We start from the raw sequence: 17,117 nt of genomic DNA, 5'->3' as shown, positions 1-17,117 counted from the left end.
CGGTCAGAAGCCCGGGCCGTGCTGGTGGCCGTGGCCACCGTGGCTGTGCCCGTGACCGCCACCGGCGGCGGCCGGGGCCGCCTCGGCCGGCTTCTCCACCACGAGGCTCTCCGTGGTGAGCAGCAGGCCGGCGATCGAGACGGCGTTGGAGACCGCGTTACGGGTCACCTTCACCGGGTCGATGATGCCGGCCGCGGCCAGGTCGACGTACTCGTCGGTGGCCGCGTTGAGGCCGTGGCCCCAGCCCAGCTCGGCGACCTTGCCGACCACGACGTAACCGTCGTGCCCGGCGTTCTGCGCGATCCAGCGCAGCGGCTCCACCAGCGACTTGCGCACGATGGAGACACCGATGGCCTCCTCGCCGGTCAGGCCGAGGTCACCGTCGAGCTCCTTGGAGACCTGCGCGAGAGCGGCGCCGCCACCGGGGACGGTGCCTTCCTCGACAGCCGCCTTGGTCGCCGCGATGGCGTCCTCGATGCGGTGCTTGCGCTCCTTCATCTCGACCTCGGTGGCCGCGCCGACCTTGATCACCGCAATGCCGCCGCCGAGCTTCGCGAGACGCTCCTGGAGCTTCTCCCGGTCCCAGTCGGAGTCGGACGCCTCGATCTCCTTGCGGATCTGGGCGACCCGGTCGGTGACGTCGGCCTTGTTGCCACCGCCGTCGACGATCGTGGTGTTCTCCTTGTCGACGACGATCCGCCGGGCGCTGCCCAGCGACTCGATGCCGACCTGGTCGAGCTTGTAGCCGAGCTCGGGGGCGATCAGCTCGCCACCGGTCGCGATCGCGAGGTCCTGCAGGATCGCCTTGCGGCGGTCACCGAAGCCCGGAGCCTTCACCGCGGCGACCTTGATGGTCTTGCGGAGCGCGTTCACCACGAGGGTGGAGAGGGCCTGGCCCTCGACGTCCTCGGCGACGATCAGCAGCGGCTTGCCGGCCTGCAGCACCTTCTCCAGCAGCGGGAGCAGCTCCTCGATGCTGGAGATCTTCTGCGTGGTCAGCAGGATGAACGCGTCCTCGAGGACGACCTCCTGCGACTCCGCGTCGGTCACGAAGTTCGGCGAGATGAAGCCCTTGTCGAACTGCAGACCCTCGGTGACCTCGAGCTCGGTCAGCATGGCCGAGCCCTCCTCGACGGTGATGACACCGTCGCGGCCGACCCGGTCCATCGCCTCGGCGATCAGCTCGCCGATGGTGGCGTCCTGGGCCGAGATGGTGGCCACGTTCGCGATCGCCTTGTGGTCGGCGACCTCGACGGCCTTGGCCAGCAGCGCCTTGGACACGACCTCGCTGGCCTTGTCCATGCCCCGCTTGAGGCCGATCGGGTTGGCGCCCGCAGTCACGTTGCGCAGGCCCTCGCGGACCAGCGCCTGCGCGAGCACGGTCGCGGTGGTGGTCCCGTCGCCGGCGACGTCGTTGGTCTTCGTCGCCACCTCCTTGACGAGCTGCGCGCCAAGGTTCTCGTACGGGTCGGTGAGCTCGATCTCCTTGGCGATGGTCACACCATCGTTGGTGATCGTGGGAGCACCGAACTTCTTGTCCAGGACGACGTTGCGACCGCGCGGCCCGAGGGTGACCTTGACCGTGTCGGCGAGCGTGTTGACCCCGTGCTCCAGGAGGTGCCGGGCGTCGTCAGAGAAACTGAGAATCTTCGCCATCTATGGTCCCTTCACGCACCAGCGCCCTGCCCCGAGTCATCGGAACAGGGCGCTGGCGCAATCAGTCAGGTCTTACTTCTCGATGACCGCGAGGACGTCGCGGGCGGAGAGCACCAGGTACTCCTCGCCGGCGTACTTGACCTCGGTGCCGCCGTACTTCGAGTAGAGGACCACGTCGCCGACCTTGACGTCGAGCGGAACGCGGTTGCCCTTGTCGTCGATCCGGCCGGGGCCGACAGCGAGGACGGTGCCCTCCTGCGGCTTCTCCTTGGCGGTGTCGGGGATCACGATGCCGGAAGCGGTCGTGGTCTCAGCCTCGTTCGCCTGGACCACGATGCGGTCCTCGAGCGGCTTGATCGCAACCTTGGTCGCGGTAGTCACGGGCATACCCTCCTGGGTACAGGTTTCGCCGGCCATGAACCAGGCCGGTCTCATGCCTCATGCCACCGGGCGGGGCCGTCGTCGCGGGTGCCGGTCCGCCTGGCGCCTAACCGCACGGACGGGCCGGGCGGCTGGCACCCTCATGTTGAGAGTGCTAACCGGAGACTATTCCGGAACTAGCACTCCGTCAACCAGAGTGCCAGCCTGTCACGCCGGGGAGAATGCCTGTCGTGACCCCTGAGTTGCTGTCTCGTCTGCTGACCCCTGCCGGAGCCGAAGCCCTGGCCGTGGCGGCCGAGGTGGGTGATGCCGAGCCACTCGCCGCCGCCTCGGCCGTGCGCGCCCGGGGCATCGGCGCGGAACTCGCCGCAGCCGCCTTGACCCAGGCTAGTTTGCGCGGCCGCGCGGCATGCAAGTTCGGGCCGGACGCCACCCGGATGTTCTTCACCCGTCCGGGGCTGGAGCAGGCCACCCGGGCCGAGGTCGCCGCCCGGCGCGCGGCGCGTCTCGCCGCGGCGGGCGCCCGCTCGATGGCGGATCTCGGCTGCGGCCTCGGCGCCGACGCGATCGCCGCGGCCCGGCAGGGCATCCGGGTGCACGCTGTCGACGCCGATCCGCTGACCGCCGCTGTCGCCGCTGCCAACGCCGAGGCGCTCGGTCTGGCCGGCCTGATCACGGTGGAGTGCGCGGACGCCACGACGGTCGAGGTGGAGAAGTACGACGCGGTCTTCGCCGACCCGGCGCGGCGGCAGGCGGGTCGCGGCCGGGTGTTCGACCCGAAGTCCTACTCGCCGCCGTGGGACTTCGTGGCCGCGCTGCCGGACCGGGTGCCGCGGACCGCGCTGAAGCTGGCGCCCGGCATCGATCACGCGCTGCTGCCACCGGGCGCCGAGGGGGAGTGGGTCAGCGTCGGCGGCGATCTGGTCGAGGCGGCGTTCTGGTGCGGGCCGCTGGCGCGGGAGCCCCGGCGGGCGACGCTTCTCGCTGCGGGCGGCGTCAGCGAGCTGACCGGCTCCGGGGTCGAGGCCGCGCCGGTGGGGCCGGTCGGCGCGTACCTCTACGACCCGGACCCGGCGGTGGTCCGCTCGCACCTGGTGGCCGAGTTCGCCGCGACAGTGGGTGGCCGGCTGGGTGACCGGGAGATCGCCTACGTCTACACCGACGACCCGGTGGACACGCCGTTCGCCCGGCGGCTCGGTGTGACGGACGTGATGCCGTTCTCGCTGAAGAAGCTGCGGGCGCTGCTCCGCGAGCGGGGCATCGGCCGCCTGGAGATCCGCAAGCGCGGCTCGGCGCTCGTGCCCGACCAGCTGCGCAAGGACCTGCGGCTCTCCGGCCCGAACGGGGCCGGCCTGGTGCTGACCCGGGTCGACGGCGCGCCGGTGGTGCTGATCACTACGGCGGCCTGAACGAGTAGCCTGCCCGGCATGGCGAAGAAAGCGGCCGGCACGCCGGCCACCGTCTTGCTGGCCGCCGAGCGGGTTCCGCACACCCTGCATCCGTACGAGGTGTCGCCGGACGCCCCCAACTACGGCGCCCTGGTCGCCGAGTTCCTCGGTGCCCCGCCGGCCCGGGTCTTCAAGACGCTGATCGCCGAGGTCGACGGGAAGCTGGTGGTCGGCGTCGTGCCGGTGACCGGTGACCTGGACCTGAAAGCGCTCGGGCAGGCCGCCGGGGGCAAGCGCGCCGTCCTCGCCGACCGGACCGCCGCCGAGCGCAGCAGCGGGTACGTCCGGGGCGGCATCAGCCCGCTCGGGCAGCGCCGCCGACTCCTCACCGTGATCGACGACACGGCGTCCGCCCTCGACCTGATGTACGTCTCGGCGGGCCGCCGTGGCCTTCAGGTCTCCCTCGCGCCGGCCGATCTCATCCGCCTGACCAGCGCGACAGTGGCCCCGATCCGGGGCTGAAGCCGGGGCATCCTAGTCACCCGGGAGAAACGTCGGTTTCCCCGGTATCTGCAAACAGATCAACGCAGCGTCACCGTGTGTGTATCCGATGACGTTCTTGGCGGGCGTGAGTACGCCCTGGTAACCGCGCCGTGTTGCCGGATTGTTATCCCTCGTTACGAGATAGATCTTCATTGCGCCTTGTGTTCTCGGCCACCGCCGGAATACGTTGCCGGGCACAACAAACCGGTTCCTCATCCATCGGTCCCAGGGCGCCGTGCACCCCTCCGGCTGCGCATCAGCCCTGACAAATCCGAACCAAGGCCCCGGATTTACCCCCCGAAAGGACATAAGGAATGCGTAAGGGACTGTTCGCCCTTGCCGCGGTCGGCCTCCTGGCCACCGGAAGCATGGCCGCGTGTGGCAGCGACGAGGACGGCGGCGACGCCGGAAGCGGCAGCACGAGCGGCGCGTCGGCCGGCAAGGTCGGTGTGATCCTGCCGGACACCAAGAGCTCCGCGCGCTGGGCGACCGCCGACCTCAAGTACCTCACCGACGCCTTCAAGGCGGCCGGCGTGGAGGCCGACATCCAGAACGCGCAGGGTGACAAGGCCCGGTTCCAGACGATCGCGGACGGCATGATCTCCAGCGGCGTCAAGGTTCTGATGATCGTCAACCTGGACTCCGGCACCGGCAAGGCCGTGCTGGATCAGGCGAAGGCCACCGGCATCGCCACGATCGACTACGACCGCCTCACCCTCAACGGCGGCGCCGACTACTACGTGTCGTTCGACAACGTCGAGGTCGGCAAGCTGCAGGGTCAGGGTCTGATCGACTGCCTCACCGAGAAGAAGGCGACCAAGCCGGTCGTGGCGTACCTGAACGGTTCGCCGACCGACAACAACGCCACCCTCTTCAAGCAGGGCTACGACTCGGTCATCAAGCCCAAGTTCGACGCCAACGAGTACGTCAAGGGCCCGGACCAGGACGTTCCGGACTGGGACAACGTTCAGGGCGGCACGCTCTTCGAGCAGATGCTGACCACGAACAAGGACATCAAGGGTGTTCTCGCCGCCAACGACGGTCTCGGCAACGCGGCCATCCAGGTGCTGAAGAAGAACAAGCTGAACGGCCAGATCCCGGTCACCGGCCAGGACGCCACCGTCCAGGGTCTGCAGAACATCCTCGTCGGCGACCAGTGCATGACGGTCTACAAGGCCATCAAGGATGAGGCCGACGCGGCTGCCGAGCTGGCGATCGCGCTGGCGAAGGGCCAGGCGCCGACCTCGGCGACCGGTTCCGTCACCGACCCGGAGTCCAAGAAGGACGTCAAGTCCGTGCTGCTCAAGCCGCAGTCGATCACCAAGGCGAACGTCAAGGACGTCGTCGCGGACGGCTTCGTGACCAAGGAGGAGCTCTGCACCGCTGAGTTCGCCAAGGCCTGCACCGACGCGGGCATCAGCTGACGCTGACGCAACCGAGTGAGTCGTAACGGCTGAGGACGGCGCCGCCCACGCTCGCGTGGGCGGCGCCGGAATCGGTTGCGACACCCCTGGCGCAGGCGGCGGACACACGACGACGTGGTCGAGCCCCCGGCGAAACCGGTCACCTTACGAAGGAGAACCATCAGTGGCCGCGACACCCCTTCTGGAGCTGCGCGGGATCGACAAGAGCTTCGGTCCCGTCCAGGTCCTGCACGACGTCGGGCTGAGCGTCTATCCGGGCGAGGTCACCGCCCTGGTCGGCGACAACGGCGCCGGTAAGTCCACGCTGGTCAAATGCATCAGCGGCATCTACACGCACGACGCGGGCACGGTCGTCTTCGACGGCAAGGAGGTCGCGATCCACTCCCCGCGCGACGCCGCCGCCCTCGGCATCGAAGTCGTGTATCAGGACCTCGCGCTCTGCGACAACCTGGACATCGTCCAGAACATGTTCCTCGGCCGGGAGAAGAAGTCCGGGATCGTCCTCGACGAGGCGACGATGGAGGAGATGGCCGGCGAGACGCTGCGGAGCCTTTCGGTACGCACCGTCAAGTCCCTGCGCCAGCTGGTCGCCAGCCTCTCCGGTGGTCAGCGCCAGACCGTGGCGATCGCCAAGGCGGTGCTCTGGAACAGCCGCGTGGTCATCCTCGACGAGCCGACCGCGGCGCTCGGCGTCGCGCAGACCGCGCAGGTGCTCGAGCTGGTCCGCCGGCTCGCCGACAACGGCCTCGGCGTGGTCCTGATCTCGCACAACATGAACGACGTGTTCGCGGTCTCGGACCGGATCGCGACGCTCTACCTGGGCCGGATGGCCGCGCAGGTGAAGGCCTCCGAGGTGACCCACTCCCAGGTCGTCGAGCTGATCACCGGCGGGCGCAGCGGCAATCTCGGCCTGCCGCCGGAGAAGCCTTCCGAGTTCATCGACATCACGCCGGGAGACGGACAGTGACCACCACCACGACCACCACGGCCGGTGGCATCCAGGCCGTCAAGCCCACGGTCAGCAGCCACATCCGCGACTACTGGGGCCGGGTCCGCGGTGGCGATCTCGGTTCGCTTCCGGCGGTCCTCGGACTTCTGGTACTGGTCCTGATCTTCGGCATCGCCCGCACCGACACGTTCCTCAGCGCGCTGAACTTCGCCAACCTGTTCAACCAGAGCGCCCAGGTCGTCTTCATCGCGATGGGCCTGGTCTTCGTCCTGCTCCTCGGCGAGATCGACCTCTCCGCCGGCTTCGCCAGCGGCGTCTGCGGCGCGGTGATGGCGATCCTGCTCACGAACGAGGGCCTGCCCTGGTACGTGGCGATCCCGGCCGCGATGCTCACCGGCATCGTGATCGGCCTGGCGCTGGGCACGCTGGTGGCGAAGCTGGGCATCCCGTCGTTCGTGGTGACCCTGGCCGCGTTCCTCGGCTTCCAGGGTGTCCTGCTGCTCCTGCTCTCCGGCGGCAAGAACATCTCGATCACCGACGAGTTCGTCCTCGCGCTGAACAAGTCGAGCATGTCGGTGACCTGGAGCTGGATCGTCACGCTGGTCGGCATCGCCGGCTACGCGTTCGTGCAGCTCAACCGGTACCGCAGCCGGATCAAGCGGGGCCTGATCGCCGACCCGATCGGCATCGTCCTGTCCCGGATCGGCGGCCTCGCCGTGCTGCTGATCGCCGGTACCTACATCCTCGCCCAGGAGCGGTCGATCAACCCGGCGATCAACTCGCTCAAGGGCGTGCCGATCGTCGTGCCGATCATCGCGGTGTTCCTGATCATCTGGACGTTCGTGCTCGGCCGCACCACGTACGGCCGGCACATCTACGCGGTCGGTGGCAACGCCGAGGCGGCCCGGCGCGCGGGTATCTCGGTGGACCGGATCCGCATCTCGGTCTTCGTGATCTGCTCGTTCATGGCCGCGATCGGCGGCATCCTCGTGGTCAGCCGGGCCAGCTCGGTCGACCCGAACACCGGTGGCAGCAACATCCTGCTCTACTCGGTCGGCGCCGCGGTCATCGGCGGGACCAGCCTCTTCGGCGGCAAGGGCAAGGTGATCAACGCGGTGATCGGTGGCGCGGTGATCGCGGTGATCGACAACGGCATGGGCCTGATGGGCTACGAGTCCGGCATCCGCTTCATCGTGACCGGTCTGATCCTGCTGGCGGCGGCGAGCGTCGACGCCCTGGCCCGGCGCAGAGCCTCCGCATCGGGAAGCTGATGCGAGCCGGCCCCACCCAGGAGGAGGTACGCCGGCACAACCTCGGGACACTGCTCCGGTACGTGCATGTGCACGGCGCCACGTCCCGGGCGGAACTGACGAACCGGCTCGGCCTCAACCGCAGCACCATCGGGGCCCTCACCGCCGAGCTGACCAGCGTCGGGCTGGTCAGCGAGGCGGCGCCACGCGAAACCGGCCGGGCCGGTCGACCCTCGCTGGTCGTCCGGCCCGAGTCCGGGCGGGTGTACGCCTACGCGCTGAGCATCGAGGTGGACCGGCTGCGTGCGGCGCGGGTCGGCCTCGGCGGACGGATTCTGGAACAGTACGAGACCGAGCGCCCGCCCGGGATGAGCGCCGACGACGCGGTGCAGCCACTGGCCCGGTTCGTCCGGCAGATGCGCGCCGGGGTGCCGGACGACGCCCGATGCGTGGGCAGCGGCCTCGCCGTGGCCGGCATGGTCCGGCGCGCGGACGGCGTGGTCCGGCTCGCCCCGACGATCGGCTGGGCCGAGGAACCGGTCGGCGACGCGCTGCTCGCCGAGCTCGGCGAGTCCGGCCGGCTCACCCTCGGCAACCACGCGGACGTCTGCGCCCTGGCCGAGCACTCCCGTGGCGCGGCCGTGGGCTGCGACAACGTGATCTACCTCTACGGTGACGTGGGAGTGGGCGCCGGGATCGTGGCCGGCGGGCACCGGGTCACCGGGCACGGCGGATACAGCGGCGAGGTCGGGCACATGGTGGTCAACCCGTACGGGCGGCCGTGCTCCTGCGGTTCGCGCGGCTGCTGGGAGACCGAGATCGGTGAGCACGCGCTGCTCCGGGTGGCCGGCCGGGCCGACCGCTCCGGGCGGGACGCGGTGCTCGCGGTGGTCGACGCCGCGATGCGCGGGGACAGTCAGGCACAGCACGCGCTGCGCCAGGTCGGCGACTGGCTCGGCTTCGGCGTCGGCAACCTGGTCAACATCTTCAACCCGGAAGTCGTGATCTTCGGGGGCACGCTCCGCGACGTCTACCTCGGCGCCGCCGCGCAGATCCGCAGCCGGCTCAACGCGGTCGGGCTGCCGGCCTGCCGCGAGCACGTCCGGTTGCGCACGCCCGAGCTCGGTGCCGACGCCGCCCTGATCGGCGCGGCCGAACTCGCGTTCGAGCACCTGCTGGACGACCCGCTGCTGTCCTGAAATCCGGCCTCCCCTCTGGCCGGGGGTCATTGCGGTGGATCTATGCTGCCCGCCATGCCCCCGCGTCGTTTCCCGCGTGCCGCCCGCCGAGGCCCGGGATGATCAAGCAACTCGAGGTGGACGGCGTGCCCGCGGTGCTGGCGCCGGTCACCGGGGAAACGCACGCCGGCCTGGTCTTCCGGGTCGGTCTCGCGGACGAGCCACTGGTCCGGCGGGGCATCACCCACCTCGTCGAACACCTCGCGCTGCACGGCCTCGGCGAGGCCGGCGCGCACACCAACAGCACGACCGGGGTCGAGCACACCTTCTTCCATGTACGCGGTTCCGCCGACCGCATCGCCGCATTCCTCAACCGGGTCTGCACGGCGCTGCGTGACCTGCCCGCCGAGCGGATCGCCGCGGAGATCGAGGTGCTGCGGTCGGAGAGCGCCGGCCGGCAGCCCGAACCGCGGTCGATGTGGCGGTACGGCGCCCGGGACTACGGCATGCCGAGCTTCCACGAACGTGGCCTGCACGGACTGACCGGCGAGGATCTGCACGCCTGGGTCGCACAGTTCTTCAGCCGGGAGAACGCCGCGCTCTGGATAGCCGGCGACGAGGTGCCGGCGGGCCTGCGGCTGGACCTGCCGGACGGGGTGCGCCAGCCCACGCCGGTGCCGTCCTGCGCGCTGCCGGTCACGCCGGCCTGGTTCGCCGGGCACCGGGGAACCGGTCACGCCGAGAGCGTCGCCTGGGACACCGTGGTACGCCGGGAGGCCCGCGCCGCCGTCTTCGCCAACGTGCTGGAGCGGCAGCTCGGCCGGGACCTGACCCGGCGCGGCGTCCGGCACGAGGTCCGCACCGAGTACGAGCCCCGGGCCGCCCGGACCGCCCGGATCACCGCGGTCGCCGACGCGGCGCCTGCCGACCGGCCCGGAGTCCTGGCCGGTCTGACCGGTGTGCTGGCCGCGATGCGGGACGGCCGGGTGGAGGCCGCCGACGTGTCCACTGTGGTGAAACTGACCTGCGAGGGTCTGCTGGCGGCCGAGGAGCGCGGCGGACGGCTGCCCGGTCAGGCGTTCAACGTCCTCGCCGGCCGGGGCGTGCGCGGCCTCGACGAGGCGGTCGCCGAGGTCCGGTCGGTCACGGTGGACGAGGTCGCCCGGGTGGCGGCCGCCGCGTACCCGGCCGGCCTGCTGATGGCGCCGGCCGGGACCACTGCCGGACCGGAGGGGTACACCGCCGCGCCCGAGGTCTCCGCCTCGACGGTGACCGGCCGTACCCATCGGGCCCGCGGCAATCGCGGCCTGCGGCTGGTGCACGGCGAGGACGGGGTGAGCGTGGTCGAGGACGACGCGATCCGCACCGTCCGGTACGACTCCTGCGCCGCCGTGCTGGCCTGGCCGGACGGCGGCCGCAGGCTGATCGGCGACGACGCGATCGCGGTCCGGGTCGAACCCACCCTCTACGCGGGTGGCGCCGCCGTGGTGGCCGACATCGACAGCCGGACGCCACCCGCGCTGCGCATCGACATGCCGCCCCGTGACCCGGACGCGATCCCGCAGCCCCGGCGCGGCTGGCGTGACATCTGGGGCATCTCCCGGCCGAACGGGTGACTGTGGGATCACCGTCGCGCGGGTGGTGATCGGCCTCTATGCTGCCCGCCATGTCAGTACCTACCGACGTGGTCCTGGACCGCGCGGCCGCGTACCCGGAGACGGCGGTCCTGCGTGCCGCGCTCGCCCGGCGTGACTGGCCGGGTTGCCGTGCGGTGCTCGACGCCGCCGCGCCGATGGAGCGCACCGCGCTGATCCGGGACGTCTCCGAGACGCCGGGCATCGAGGACTTCCTGCGCCCGGTGCTGCGTCAGGACCCCCGCGACGGCACGGCGTCCGCCCTGCTCGGCACGCACCTGATCGACGTCGGCTGGAAGATCCGCACGGGCGCCCGCGCGCAGCACGTCAGTCAGGAGCAGTTCGCCGCTTTCCGGGACTGGCTCTGCAAGGCGGAGCAGGTGCTGATCGACGGCGCCGCGTACCACCCGGAGGACCCGGCCATCTGGAAGGCACGGCTCACCTCGGCCCGCGGCCTGGAACTCGGTCTCGCCGAGGCCCGCCGCCGGTACGACCGGTTGGTCGCCGCCGACCCGCACCACCTGCCCGGCCAGCTCCAGCTGCTGCAGACACTCTGTCCCAAGTGGAGCGGGAGCTGGGAGCAGCTGCACGAGTTCACCCGGGACGCCGCGGCCGCCGCGCCACCCGGCTCACCGCACGGCGTGCTCGTCGCCGAGGCGCACATCGAGCACGTGCTGGAACTCGACGGCCGGCCCGCGATGCTCGGTTACCTGGCGCAGGAGCAGGTCCGGGCGGAGATCTACCAGGCCGCTCAGCGGTCCATCTGGGATCCCGCCTTCACCCGCGGTTACGGCTGGCTGGAAGCGCTGAGCACGTTCGCGCTGGTGTTCACGCTGCTGGACGATCAGCGGGCGGCGGCCTCCGCGTTCGGGCCGCTCGGCAACCTGGCGACCGAGCACCCGTGGGACTACCTGAGCGACGATCCGGTGGGCGAGTTCCGCAAGGCCCGCTCCTGGGCGCTGGGAGGAGCGCGATGATCACGCAGACCGAGGTCGGTGGCATACCCACGGTGCTCGCGCCGACCACCGGGCCGATGCACGCCGGACTGGTCTTCCGGGTCGGCTTCGCGGACGAGCCGCTGGCCCGGCGGGGCATCACCCACCTCGTCGAGCATCTGGCGCTGCACGCTTTCGGGGTCGCCGACTACCACTACAACGGCGCCACCGGTACGGAGTACACGTTCTTCCACATGCAGGGCGCCGAGGCCGACATCGTCGCGTTCCTCAACGGCGTCTGCACCGCGCTGAACGACCTGCCGATGCACCGGCTCCCCACCGAGAAGGAGATCCTGCGCACCGAGGAGAACACCCGGGGCGAGGGGCCGACCGAGGCGCTGCCGCTGTGGCGGCACGGCGCCCGCGACTACGGCGTGGCCACCTATCCGGAGTGGGGCCTGTCCGGGATCACCCCGGACGACCTGCGGGCCTGGGTGGCGCACTACTTCACGGTGGAGAACGCCGTGCTCTGGATCGCCGGCCCGGCGGTTCCCGCCGGGCTGGACCTTCGTCTGCCGCACGGGCTGCGTCGTCCGGCGCCGGCGCCGTCGTCAGCCCTTCCGGTACGGCCGGCGTACTTCCCCGGTCCGTCCAACGTGGTCGCCTGGGACGCCGTCGTCGACCGCTCCACCAGCGCCGGGATCTTCTCCGGGGTGCTGGAGCGGGCGCTGTTCCGCTCGTTGCGCCAGGAGAGCGGCCTCTCCTACACCGTGCAGGCCGGCTACGAGCCCCGCGCGGGCGGCCGGGCCGTGATCACCGCGTTCGCCGACGCGCTGCCGGAGAAGCAGGGCGCCGTGCTCGGCGGTTTCGTCGACGTGCTCGCCTCGTTCCGGCTCGGGCTCGTCGACGAGGCGGACGTGACGGCCGTGGTGAACCAGCGGGTCGAGGAGCTGACCCGTGCCGAGGAGAACGGGACGCGGCTGCCCGGCCAGGCGTTCAACCTGCTCGCCGGCCGCCCGGTGCAGACCGTCGAGGAGTTGATCGCCGAGGTGCGCGCGGTCACCGTGGCGGACGTGGCGGCGGTCGCCTCCGCCGCGTTCGCCGACGGCCTGCTGATGACGCCGGGCCGCACCGGCGCTGACTGGGCCGGGTACACGCCGGCGCCCCGCGACTCGGACCAGGTGGTGGAGGGTACGAGGTACCCCTGCCTGGAGGGCCAGGGCGTCACGTTCGTCGCCGGCGACCGGGGTGTGAGCGTGGTCGACGACGGCTCCGCCGCGACGGTCTTCTACGACCAGTGCTCGGTGCTGCTGACCTGGCCGGACGGCGCCCGGCGGTTCGTCGGCCACGACGGCATCCAGGTGACGTTCGAGCCGAGCATGTACCCGAACGGTCACGCCGTGGTGCCTGCGCTCGACGCCCGGGTGCCGCGCGAGCTCTGGGCGGCGATGCCGGCCCGTGACCCGCGGCGCATCCCGGTCCCGAACCCGGCAGCGGCAGTCCCGCCGGCCGACACGTCAGCAGGGAAGGCGTGGCCGGTCGTCGTGCTGGTGGCGCTCTCCCCGTTGTTCCTCTTCTTCGCCGCCTTCGGCCTGCTGATCGGCATCGGCGCGGCGGCCGACAGCGAGGAGGTCGCGCTGGAGGTCACCATCGCGGTGGTCTTCCTGGCCTTCGCCGCGCTGGCGGGCTGGGGCATCGTCTGGGCCATCCAGAAGCTCCGCCGGTGACCTCGGCTCCGCCGTCCGGCGCGAGAGAGGATGGCGGGGTGAGAAGCAGCGTGCGGGGTGGACTTGCCGGGGTCGCGGCGGCGGGGGCGGCGCTCGGGGTGGCTGAGCTTGTCGGGGTCGGCACCGGGGCGGGATCCGGGCCGCTCGTGGCGGTCGGTGGTGTGGTCGTCGACCACGTGCCGGCGGCGGTGAAGGACTTCGGCATCCGGGTCTTCGGGGTGCACGACAAGACCGCGTTGTTGTCCGGCACGGCGATTCTGCTGGGCCTTTACGCGTACGGGCTGGGCGTGCTCGCGCTACGCCGGTGGGCCTTGGCGGTTGCCGGGATCGGGTTGTTCGGACTGGTCGGGGCGGCTGCCGCGGTGACCCGGGAGGGCGCCGGCGCCGGGGGCGCGTTGCCGTCGCTGCTCGGGGCCGTGGCCGGACTGTTCGTGTTACGGCACTTGCGGCGCCGCGCGGAGCAGGAGGACCCGGAACCGGACGACCCGGAACCGGGGGTGGCGGGACCGGGCGGTACCCCGTACCGGAGGCGGTTGTTCCTCCGGGATCTGGGGATCGTCGCGGGGGTGGCGGCAGGCGCCGCGGCCGGCGGCAGGTTGCTCAGCTCGCGCCGCGCGGTGGACGTGGCCCGGCAGGCGGTCGCGCTGCCGGCCGCGGCGGGGAGCGTGCCGGTGGTGCCGAGCGGCGCCCAGGTGTCCGGAGCGGTTCCCTACGTCACTCCGAACCGGGATTTCTACCGTATCGATACCGCGCTGGTCACGCCGCAGGTGGACCCGGCGACGTGGCGTTTACGCATCCACGGGATGGTTCGGAACCCGATCGAGATCACTTGGGACGAGCTGTTGCGCCGGCCGATGGTGGAGCGGTATGTGACGCTCGCCTGCGTGTCGAACGAGGTGGGCGGCGACCTGATCGGCAACGCGCTCTGGCTCGGCACGCCGATCAAGGATCTGCTGGACGAGGCGGATCCGCTGCCCGGCGCGGACCAGGTGGTGCAGCGGTCGGCGGACGGGTGGACCTGCGGCGCGCCGACCTCGGTGCTGCGGGACGGGCGGGACGCGCTGCTCGCTGTCGGGATGAACGGAGAACCGCTGCCGGTCGCGCACGGGTTCCCGGTACGAATGATCGTTCCCGGACTCTACGGATATGTCTCCGCGTGCAAGTGGATCACCGAGATCGAGCTGACCCGGTTCGCCGACTTCGATGCCTACTGGGTGCCTCGGGGCTGGTCGGCGCAGGCGCCCATCAAGACCCAGTCGCGAATCGACACCCCGCGCGACGGCACTTCCCGGGCCGCCGGCTCGATCATGGTGGCCGGGGTGGCGTGGGCACAGCACCGCGGGATCGCCAAGGTCGAGGTGCAGGTGGACGACGGCCCGTGGACGCCCGCGTCACTCGCCCCGGCGGTCTCCGCGGACACCTGGCGGCAGTGGAGTCACCCCTGGGAGGCCACGTCCGGTGAGCACATCCTGCGAGTTCGGGCGACCGATACCGACGGTGTGACACAGATGGCGAACGTGGCGCCGCCCGCGCCGGACGGCGCCACGGGGTGGCACCAGGTCAAGGTGAGTGTCGAGTAGCCGGAAGCCGCCTCTGGTGTCCAAAAGGCGCACTGGCGGTCCGACTCGGAAACGCAAGTCGCTCATACGGTGGCTTGCATGTCCACCGATGCGGTTGAAGAACCGCTGAATCACCCGGCACGGCCCGTTGCCCCGGACCGTGTCGCCAGCCGTGTGGTGATGCCGCGTGCCGGGCGGCGTCAGGCCGCGGGTGCCTGCCGTTGTGCGGGCACTGCCGTCTTGTGGGGCCGGCCGAGGCGCGCCTCGAGCCGGGCAAGGTCGACTCGTCCGTGACGATCCGCCAGGTCCTCCCAGCCGACCGCGAGCAGCCGCAGCCGCTCCGATTCGCTGAAACCTCCCCAGACTCCGTACGGCTCGCGAACCGCCAGAGCGTGGGCGGCGCACTCGGCCCGGACCGGGCACGCGCCGCACATCGCCTTGGCCTTGGCCTCGCGGCGATTGCGGGACGATCCGCGCTCGCCGTCGGGGTGGAAGAACTGCGCACTGTCCCGGCCACGGCAATTGCCCAGTCGTTGCCAGTCCCACAGGTCGGCGATGGGCCCGGGCAGTCTGCGAACGTTCGACATCAACACCCTCCTCCCGCGCGGCACCGCGGAGCGTTCGTCATGAGGGGCCTGTGCCCAGGCCTTTGGCGGGTGTACCCCGGCGATCGCCGGCTCACACGCAACATGTCGATGTCTTCGCGAGCGGTATGGCAAAGGGGTGGCAAGTCATACCCATCTTTCCCATTTTTTCCATCTAAAGCGCGTAATGCTGCGGCCCTCGCGTGATCTCCTCTGAGAGAGAAGGAGGATCACTGTGCGTACCGTCCTCGTGTGCGTCCGAACCCCGTTGGCGGCCCAGACCGTCGCGTCCACCGCGGCCCGGCTCGGCATGACCGGTGTCGTCCGGACCGCGGTCAGCGAGACCGAGGCCATGATCCGACTGGCGGAACGGCCGGCCGAAGTGGTCCTTGCTGACACCGCCGTGACCCGGCCCGACAGTGTCGGGTTCACCCGGCGCGTGCTCGCACGCGCCCCACAGGCGCAACTAGTGCTGTTCGGGGCGGAAGACCCGCGGGTAGCTGCGGCGGCCGTTGCCGCCGGCGCCCGGGGCGTCATCCGCGGCGTCGAGCACGACCTGGTCAGCGTCGTCGCCAAGGCGCTGCTCCTACTGCTGCTCCCGGTCCGCCCGCAGGGCATGCCGATAAACGGAGCGAACGCTCAGCCGGCCACGGTGGCCGGCGGCACGCGGAACACCAACGCCCCGGGAACCCGAGGTCAGTATCACAACGGTCCCGGCGGCCTGGGTGTGCAGAACGCGGCAGCCGTCCCGGCGATGCTCGGCCCGAACGCCCCGATGGTCCCCGCTCAGCGAGGCGACGCCCCCATCGATCCGGCAACCGGCCGACCGATGGTGGCCTGGCCCGGCAACGAGGCCGGCATGGCCGAGGCGGCCCCCCAGGGCAGACGCCTGACCCTCACCGAACGAGAGCTCCAGGTCCTGAGAGGCATGGCAGACGGCAAATCAAACGCCGAGATCGGCCGAGAGCTCTTCGTCTCCGAAGACACAGTAAAAACCCACGCCCGCAGGCTATTCAGAAAACTGGGCGCAAGAGACCGAGCCCACGCCGTAGCCGCAGGCTTCCGCGCAGGCCTGGTGGCCTAACCATGGGGTGTTCTAGTTTCCCCACGAGGGCGTAGCCACAGAACAGCCCGCAAAACGCCGCCGGTGACTTGGCCACTGGTTTCTCGACGCCCGCGGGGTTTGCGGGTGGCGGGAAACCAGCGGCCAAGTCACCGGGTACAAGGCGTTTTGCCGCGGAGCGAAGCGAAGCAATCAAATTCAGTTTGCGCTTGTAAACGGCTTAAGACTCGACGCCCGCGGGGTTTGCGGGTGGCGGGAAACCAGTGGCCAAGTCACCGGGTACAAGGCGTTTTGCCGGGGCGGAGCGAAGCGGAGCCCCAATCAAAGTCAGTTGCGTTTGCGAACTGCCTAACCGGGGTTTTCCTCTTCCGACCCCTCAGTCAACGTGTCGTGAACCCCGTCCGCATACCCCCGGGCGTACTCCCACGTGACGTAATGATCAGGGTCCGGGTCATACGCAGGCTCATGCACCCGCGGCCGCCCACTGTCCAGCAGGTGCCGCAGGTTCCCACGGAGCAGATCCCAGTCGAAGTAGTGCGGCTCGTGACAGTCCTCGCACTCGATGACCAGGCCCCGGATGCCGGTCGGACTCAGCAGCGCCTGGTAGATCTCCAGGTCGGAGAGGTCCTCCAGGACGTCCTGCCGTTCGTCCTCGGTCAGCGGTTCGGACTCGGCGTCCTCGTTGAGGTCGTCGAGTCCGGCGGCCGGGTCGGCGGGATCGCCGTTGAACGGGTCGATCGGCTCTTCTTGCACCCCCATACCGTACTCACCTCCGGGCACGGTGTGCTGGCCCGCACGTTCTGTCCGCCGCCCGGGTGCTCCCACCTGGGGTGGGTAGGATGATGG

Annotated in this window: 15 protein-coding genes; 11 read left to right on the top strand and 4 right to left on the bottom strand. The window is 70.7% G+C overall.

Annotated features, from left to right (window positions below; genetic code table 11):
• Window positions 1–3 precede the first annotated feature (3 nt).
• Both groL and groES read right to left on the bottom strand, forming a co-directional pair.
• Window positions 4–1,656 carry a chaperonin GroEL gene (groL, locus tag AB0F72_RS11610; protein WP_360429049.1) on the bottom strand — a complete coding sequence of 551 codons (1,653 nt, stop codon included), beginning with the start codon at window positions 1,654–1,656 and terminating at the stop codon, window positions 4–6.
• Between the two features lie 72 nt (window positions 1,657–1,728).
• Window positions 1,729–2,043: a co-chaperone GroES gene (groES, locus tag AB0F72_RS11605; RefSeq protein ID WP_014440794.1), complete on the bottom strand. Its 315-nt coding sequence runs from the start codon at window positions 2,041–2,043 to the stop codon at window positions 1,729–1,731.
• 215 nt (window positions 2,044–2,258) lie between these two features.
• On the opposite strand from groES, the gene AB0F72_RS11600 reads away from it, so the two are divergent.
• The 10 genes from AB0F72_RS11600 (at window position 2,259) to AB0F72_RS11555 (ending at window position 14,645) form a co-directional block, all read left to right on the top strand.
• Entirely contained in the window at window positions 2,259–3,446 is a 1,188-nt protein-coding gene (locus tag AB0F72_RS11600; RefSeq protein ID WP_360429046.1) for a class I SAM-dependent methyltransferase, read from the top strand.
• 18 nt (window positions 3,447–3,464) lie between these two features.
• Entirely contained in the window at window positions 3,465–3,947 is a 483-nt protein-coding gene (gene ybaK, locus AB0F72_RS11595; RefSeq protein ID WP_360429043.1) for a Cys-tRNA(Pro) deacylase, read from the top strand.
• Between the two features lie 335 nt (window positions 3,948–4,282).
• Window positions 4,283–5,392: a substrate-binding domain-containing protein gene (locus AB0F72_RS11590; RefSeq protein WP_360429041.1), complete on the top strand. Its 1,110-nt coding sequence runs from the start codon at window positions 4,283–4,285 to the stop codon at window positions 5,390–5,392.
• A gap of 163 nt (window positions 5,393–5,555) precedes the next feature.
• Window positions 5,556–6,359 carry an ATP-binding cassette domain-containing protein gene (locus AB0F72_RS11585; RefSeq protein WP_360429038.1) on the top strand — a complete coding sequence of 268 codons (804 nt, stop codon included), beginning with the start codon at window positions 5,556–5,558 and terminating at the stop codon, window positions 6,357–6,359.
• Window positions 6,356–7,612, top strand: coding sequence for an ABC transporter permease (locus AB0F72_RS11580; protein WP_360429035.1), 1,257 nt, complete (start codon window positions 6,356–6,358; stop codon window positions 7,610–7,612). The genes AB0F72_RS11585 and AB0F72_RS11580 overlap by 4 nt, the downstream gene beginning before the upstream one ends.
• A complete protein-coding gene (locus AB0F72_RS11575; protein WP_360429032.1) occupies window positions 7,612–8,790 on the top strand; it encodes an ROK family transcriptional regulator in 1,179 nt (392 codons plus the stop codon). The genes AB0F72_RS11580 and AB0F72_RS11575 overlap by 1 nt, the downstream gene beginning before the upstream one ends.
• Window positions 8,791–8,888: 98 nt before the next feature.
• On the top strand, window positions 8,889–10,385 hold the full coding sequence (locus AB0F72_RS11570) for an insulinase family protein (RefSeq protein WP_360429029.1): 1,497 nt from the start codon (window positions 8,889–8,891) through the stop codon (window positions 10,383–10,385).
• Window positions 10,386–10,435: 50 nt separating this feature from the next.
• Complete coding sequence (locus tag AB0F72_RS11565) at window positions 10,436–11,380, top strand: hypothetical protein (protein ID WP_360429026.1); 945 nt, start codon at window positions 10,436–10,438, stop codon at window positions 11,378–11,380.
• Window positions 11,377–13,065 (top strand): insulinase family protein, encoded by a 1,689-nt coding sequence (locus AB0F72_RS11560; RefSeq protein ID WP_360429023.1) that lies wholly within the window; start codon window positions 11,377–11,379, stop codon window positions 13,063–13,065. Before AB0F72_RS11565 ends, AB0F72_RS11560 begins: the two co-directional genes overlap by 4 nt.
• Window positions 13,066–13,103: 38 nt before the next feature.
• On the top strand, window positions 13,104–14,645 hold the full coding sequence (locus tag AB0F72_RS11555; RefSeq protein WP_360429020.1) for a molybdopterin-dependent oxidoreductase: 1,542 nt from the start codon (window positions 13,104–13,106) through the stop codon (window positions 14,643–14,645).
• A 179-nt stretch (window positions 14,646–14,824) separates the two neighbouring features.
• Here AB0F72_RS11555 and AB0F72_RS11550 read toward each other — a convergent pair whose 3' ends face one another.
• Window positions 14,825–15,211: a WhiB family transcriptional regulator gene (locus AB0F72_RS11550; protein ID WP_360429017.1), complete on the bottom strand. Its 387-nt coding sequence runs from the start codon at window positions 15,209–15,211 to the stop codon at window positions 14,825–14,827.
• A gap of 232 nt (window positions 15,212–15,443) precedes the next feature.
• Between AB0F72_RS11550 and AB0F72_RS11545 the strand changes: the two genes are divergently transcribed.
• The gene (locus AB0F72_RS11545; RefSeq protein WP_360429014.1) at window positions 15,444–16,292 is read left to right on the top strand and encodes a response regulator transcription factor; all 849 of its coding nucleotides are present in this window, start codon (window positions 15,444–15,446) and stop codon (window positions 16,290–16,292) included.
• A 327-nt stretch (window positions 16,293–16,619) separates the two neighbouring features.
• Here the strand turns inward: AB0F72_RS11545 and AB0F72_RS11540 are convergent, their stop codons facing one another.
• Window positions 16,620–17,024, bottom strand: coding sequence for a DUF5319 domain-containing protein (locus AB0F72_RS11540; protein ID WP_041830468.1), 405 nt, complete (start codon window positions 17,022–17,024; stop codon window positions 16,620–16,622).
• Between the last annotated feature and the right edge of the window lie 93 nt (window positions 17,025–17,117).

The organism is Actinoplanes sp. NPDC023936, assembly GCF_040639325.1.
In the GTDB taxonomy this organism is placed as follows: domain Bacteria; phylum Actinomycetota; class Actinomycetes; order Mycobacteriales; family Micromonosporaceae; genus Actinoplanes.
Note: the sequence above shows the minus strand (reverse complement) of the source record. Positions and strands in the feature narration are given on the sequence as shown.

Bases quoted from the DNA above. Each gene is read 5' to 3' on its own strand.
- AB0F72_RS11560 (WP_360429023.1), top strand. From the start codon at position 11,377: ATGATCACGCAGACCGAGGTCGGTGGCATACCCACGGTGCTCGCGCCG.
- AB0F72_RS11550 (WP_360429017.1), bottom strand. From the start codon at position 15,211: ATGTCGAACGTTCGCAGACTGCCCGGGCCCATCGCCGACCTGTGGGAC.
- AB0F72_RS11575 (WP_360429032.1), top strand. From the start codon at position 7,612: ATGCGAGCCGGCCCCACCCAGGAGGAGGTACGCCGGCACAACCTCGGG.
- AB0F72_RS11600 (WP_360429046.1), top strand. From the start codon at position 2,259: ATGCCTGTCGTGACCCCTGAGTTGCTGTCTCGTCTGCTGACCCCTGCC.
- ybaK (WP_360429043.1), top strand. From the start codon at position 3,465: ATGGCGAAGAAAGCGGCCGGCACGCCGGCCACCGTCTTGCTGGCCGCC.
- groL (WP_360429049.1), bottom strand. From the start codon at position 1,656: ATGGCGAAGATTCTCAGTTTCTCTGACGACGCCCGGCACCTCCTGGAG.
- AB0F72_RS11565 (WP_360429026.1), top strand. From the start codon at position 10,436: ATGTCAGTACCTACCGACGTGGTCCTGGACCGCGCGGCCGCGTACCCG.
- AB0F72_RS11570 (WP_360429029.1), top strand. From the start codon at position 8,889: ATGATCAAGCAACTCGAGGTGGACGGCGTGCCCGCGGTGCTGGCGCCG.
- AB0F72_RS11590 (WP_360429041.1), top strand. From the start codon at position 4,283: ATGCGTAAGGGACTGTTCGCCCTTGCCGCGGTCGGCCTCCTGGCCACC.
- groES (WP_014440794.1), bottom strand. From the start codon at position 2,043: ATGCCCGTGACTACCGCGACCAAGGTTGCGATCAAGCCGCTCGAGGAC.